The sequence below is a fragment of the Alitiscatomonas aceti genome (assembly GCF_025567195.1).
Classification (GTDB): domain Bacteria; phylum Bacillota; class Clostridia; order Lachnospirales; family Lachnospiraceae; genus Alitiscatomonas; species Alitiscatomonas aceti.
The window spans coordinates 1-4,456 of the sequence record NZ_JAOQJF010000065.1 but is presented as its reverse complement, the minus strand read 5'-3'; the positions used below and the strand labels follow the sequence as shown (position 1 = coordinate 4,456).

General features: G+C 53.0%; 7 protein-coding genes. All 7 read left to right on the top strand.

Annotated elements, in window-relative coordinates:
- The first annotated feature begins 204 nt into the window (after nucleotides 1–204).
- Entirely contained in the window at nucleotides 205–552 is a 348-nt protein-coding gene (gene rplS / locus OCV69_RS16350; RefSeq protein ID WP_022274561.1) for a 50S ribosomal protein L19, read from the top strand.
- 72 nt (nucleotides 553–624) lie between these two features.
- Nucleotides 625–1,188, top strand: a complete 564-nt coding sequence (gene lepB / locus OCV69_RS16345; protein WP_262427847.1) for a signal peptidase I — start codon at nucleotides 625–627, stop codon at nucleotides 1,186–1,188.
- Complete coding sequence (gene ylqF, locus OCV69_RS16340) at nucleotides 1,185–2,027, top strand: ribosome biogenesis GTPase YlqF (protein ID WP_022274559.1); 843 nt, start codon at nucleotides 1,185–1,187, stop codon at nucleotides 2,025–2,027. The genes lepB and ylqF overlap by 4 nt, the downstream gene beginning before the upstream one ends.
- 12 nt (nucleotides 2,028–2,039) lie before the next feature.
- Nucleotides 2,040–2,681 (top strand): ribonuclease HII, encoded by a 642-nt coding sequence (locus tag OCV69_RS16335; RefSeq protein ID WP_158360294.1) that lies wholly within the window; start codon nucleotides 2,040–2,042, stop codon nucleotides 2,679–2,681.
- A gap of 18 nt (nucleotides 2,682–2,699) precedes the next feature.
- On the top strand, nucleotides 2,700–3,047 hold the full coding sequence (locus OCV69_RS16330) for a YraN family protein (RefSeq protein WP_331485793.1): 348 nt from the start codon (nucleotides 2,700–2,702) through the stop codon (nucleotides 3,045–3,047).
- A gap of 15 nt (nucleotides 3,048–3,062) precedes the next feature.
- A complete protein-coding gene (gene pgeF / locus OCV69_RS16325; RefSeq protein ID WP_158360295.1) occupies nucleotides 3,063–3,923 on the top strand; it encodes a peptidoglycan editing factor PgeF in 861 nt (286 codons plus the stop codon).
- A 139-nt stretch (nucleotides 3,924–4,062) separates the two neighbouring features.
- Entirely contained in the window at nucleotides 4,063–4,275 is a 213-nt protein-coding gene (locus OCV69_RS16320) for an alpha/beta-type small acid-soluble spore protein (RefSeq protein WP_158360296.1), read from the top strand.
- Nucleotides 4,276–4,456 lie beyond the last annotated feature (181 nt).

Here is a 4,456-nt window from a genome sequence, read left to right as displayed (position 1 = left end):
GGAACAGGTATTAAATTTTTAAAAACAAGATATTCTGAAAAAGAGGAAGGAAAACAATTCATGCGTATGTCGTGATTTAGTCCTTGCAATTTGGACAGACATATGCTATAATCATAAACCGTGAAATAAGAGATGGTCCGCTGCCGCGTACTGATACTCATACCGCGGGTAAGAACATCGAATACTTTAAGGAGGTTCATGAATATGAACGAAATTATCAAGAATATCGAAGCCGCCCAGTTAAAGGAAACTGTACCGAGCTTCAACGTAGGTGACACTGTAAGAGTATCTGCTAAGATCCGCGAGGGCAACCGCGAGAGAATCCAGGTGTTCGAGGGAACTGTTATCAAGAGACAGAACGGCGGAGTAAGAGAGACCTTCACTGTCAGAAAGAATTCCAACGGCATCGGCGTTGAAAAGACCTGGCCGCTTCATTCTCCGTCTGTTGAGAATATCGAAGTTGTAAGAAGAGGTAAAGTACGCCGTGCAAAACTGAACTACTTAAGAACAAGAGTAGGTAAGGCTGCTAAGGTTAAAGAGTTAGTAAAATAATTTGTAACTGGCAGAATGAGGGGAACAATGAAAATTGTCCCCCTCTTTTTTCAATATTCCGGAGGTGCTTTTGTGGAATTTTACCATGAAAAGGATGAGAACCGGCTCCATTCGGTGGTCAATTGGATCGTAGACATCGCGGTGGTCATCGCCTTCGCCTGCTATCTGGTCTATGGCTTTGGAGGCCGGATCGAGGTAAACGGCGGCTCCATGAAGCCGGCACTGGACTCCGGCGACGTGGTTTTAGTAAACCGGCTGGCGTATGCCTTGGGAAGTCCCAGGCGGTTTGATATCGCAGTGTTTTCCCAGGGGGATCAGACTTTTAATATGAAGCGGATCATTGGCCTTCCGGGTGAAACAGTGCAGATCAGGGAGAACCAGGTCTATATCAATGGAGAACCTCTGGAAGCAGAGGGGGCGCTGGACGCGGCCTCCATCGCCGGGCTGGCAGAATATCCCATGGAGCTTTCCGAGGATGAATATTTTCTCTTGGGAGATAACAGGGAGTCCAGTGAGGACAGCCGTTTTTCCAGCATCGGGAATGTAAAAAGGGACCAGCTGATCGGGAAGGTATGGTTCAGGATCCAGCCGTTTTCCCAGTTCGGGCCGGTCAGTCTGAAAGGAGAAGAAGGATGAATATACAGTGGTATCCGGGCCATATGACAAAGGCCAAAAGGGCCATGCAGGAGGATATTAAGCTGATCGATCTGATCATCGAGCTGGTGGATGCCAGGGCGCCTTTATCCAGCCGGAATCCGGACATCGACGATCTGGGCCGGGGAAAGGCACGGATGGTGCTGCTCAATAAGGCGGATCTGGCCAGTGAGGCCGGAAATGCTGCCTGGACCCGGTATTTTGAAGCCAAGGGCTTCCAGGTGATGAAGATCGACGCCCGACAGAAGGCTTCCTTAAAGCAGATCCATAGTGTGATCCAGGAGGCATGTAAGGAAAAGATCGAGCGGGACCGGAGGCGCGGGATCTTAAACCGGCCGGTGCGGGCCATGGTGGCAGGGATCCCCAATGTGGGAAAATCCACGTTTATCAACAGCTTTGCCGGAAAGGCAGCGGCTAAAACAGGAAATAAGCCGGGCGTTACCAAGGGAAACCAGTGGATCCGTCTGAATAAGCAGGTGGAGCTTCTGGATACGCCAGGGATCCTGTGGCCAAAATTTGAGGACCAGTCCGTGGGCCTTAAGCTGGCGTTTTTGGGATCCATCAACGACGAGATCCTGAATAAGGACGAGCTGGCAGCAGAGCTCTGCGCATTTTTACTGAAGGCATATCCGGGGCTTCTGGCGGAGCGGTACGGGATCCCGGAGGACCGGTCTCCCCACGAGCTTCTGGAGCAGATCGCCATTGCCAGGTCCTGCCTCTTAAAGGGCGGCGGCTATGATGTCCCCAGGGCAGCAAGGCTTTTGCTGGAGGATTTCCGCAGCGGAAAGCTGGGGCGGATCACACTGGAATTTCCGGAGTAAAGGAAGGCATATATGGCAAGAACACTGACAGGAGAACGGCTGGAGAAGGAGCTTTTACGGCTGGAGGCCATGAAGGCATACGAAAAGGAGAATGAGGACTGCGCCCTGATCTGCGGGATCGACGAGGCAGGAAGAGGGCCGCTGGCGGGACCGGTGGCCGCCGGGGCGGTGATCCTTCCCAGGGACTGCACCATCCTGTATCTCAACGATTCAAAGAAGCTGTCGGAAAAGCGGCGGGAGGAGCTGTTCCTGGAGATAAAGGAAAAGGCCCTGGCTTGGAATGTGGCGGTGGTCTCCCCGGCCAGGATCGATGAGATCAACATCCTCCAGGCCACCTATGAGGCCATGCGGGCGGCCATCGGCGGCCTTTCCCAGATGCCGGACCTGCTTTTAAACGATGCGGTCACAATTCCGGGAATGGAGATCCCGCAGATCCCCATTGTCAAGGGAGACGCCAAAAGCGTATCCATAGCCGCGGCCAGCGTCCTGGCCAAGGTCACCAGGGATTATCTGATGGCGGAGTATGACAAGCTGTATCCCGGGTATGGATTTGCAAAGCATAAGGGCTACGGAACTGCGGCCCATATTGCAGCCTTAAGGGAACTGGGTCCGTCGCCCATCCACCGGAGGACCTTTATTAAAAATTTCGTGTAGCTTCGGAAAGGAGCCTTTGTGGGACAGAATAAGCGGATGGAAGGAAGCCGGTATGAGCAGCTGGCGGCCCGGTATCTGGAACAGAAAGGGATGGATGTCCTGGAACTGAATTACCGATGCCGCACCGGCGAGATCGACATCATTGCCAGGGACGGCGGATATCTGGTCTTTGTGGAGGTCAAATACAGGAAAACGAAAAGGGCCGGATATGCGCTGGAGGCCATCGACAGCCGGAAGGCCGGACAGGTGCGCCGGGTGGCGGCTGTCTATCTTTATGAGCACGGATTTCCGGAGTCTGCGGCCTGCCGGTTTGACGCGGTGGGGATCGACGGAGAGCAGATCACACATTTAAAAAATGCGTTTTAGACGGGAGAGATATACATGTATGACTGGAAAAGAAAGGGAGACGGCGGTCTTATAAAGGAAGTCACAAGGGATGGAGTCACGTGGCTTTCCTTCCCGGCCCTGGAAGAAACAGGGCTTGTAGCCCACGCCTTCTCCACCCGTATGGGCGGTGTGAGCAAAGGGTGCTATTCCACCATGAATTTTTCTTTTACCCGGGGAGACGATCCGGAGGCGGTACGGGAAAATTACAGGCGTATGGCAAAGGCCCTGGGCGTGGATGAGACACGCATGGTCCTGACGTGGCAGACCCACACCATCAACGTGCGGACCGTGACCCCGGAGGACGAGGGAAAGGGGATCGTAAAGGAACGGGATTACCGGGATGTGGACGGACTGATCACAGACCGGCCCGGCGTGACGCTGGTGACATTTTTTGCCGACTGCGTGCCGCTGTATTTTCTGGACCGGAAAAGAAGGGCCATCGGTCTGGCCCATTCGGGCTGGAGAGGGACCGTAAACCGCATGGGCCAGGCGGTTCTGTCGGCCATGGAAAAGGAGTACGGCACGGATCCGGCTGATGTGACGGCCTGTATCGGCCCCAGCATCTGCCAGGACTGCTATGAAGTGGGAGAGGAAGTGATCGCTGAATTTGCGGCGGCCTTCCGGGAAGAGCACCACCCGGCGCTTTTCTACAAAAAAGAGAATGGAAAATACCAGCTGGATCTCTGGGAGGCTAACCGGATCGTTCTCCGGGAAGCGGGCGTGCCGGAGACAGGGATCTCTGTGACGGATATCTGTACCCACTGCAATCCAGAGTTTTTGTTTTCCCACCGGACATCGGCAGACCGGCGGGGAAATCTCTGTGCCTTCCTCTGCTTAAAGGAAGAAGGCAGATAGCAGGCCCGGGCTTTGCAAAAAATGACATTTAACGAAAAACCTTCTAGTGTATTATTTTCTCCAGAGACCATAATAGGAGTGTACCAAGAAAACGCCGGAAAAAACAAGGCCGGCAAATCACTCAAAAGGAGGGTTTTATATGCCCAGTACAAACAATTCTTCCAATCGTATGGTAGTACCGGAGGCCAAGGAGGCCATGGACAAGTTTAAGATGGAGGTGGCCTCTGAGTTAGGAGTGCCGCTGACCAACGGCTACAATGGAAACCTGACCTCTTACCAGAACGGCAGCGTAGGCGGCTATATGGTGAAGAAGATGATCGAGGAACAGGAGAAGAAGATGGCGGGCAAATAAAAGCTGCCTGAATCTGACTAAAAAGGCCTTTCCGTCTGGATCGATTCCAGGGAAAGGCCTTTTTCCTTATGGTTCCTCTGCTGTCAGTGTCCATCTTCCACCTCCTCCTAATATATAAGTGTAGGATTTCAGTACCCAACAGCCAGTTGGGTCTTAATCCACTCATTGTTTAAGCTGTATA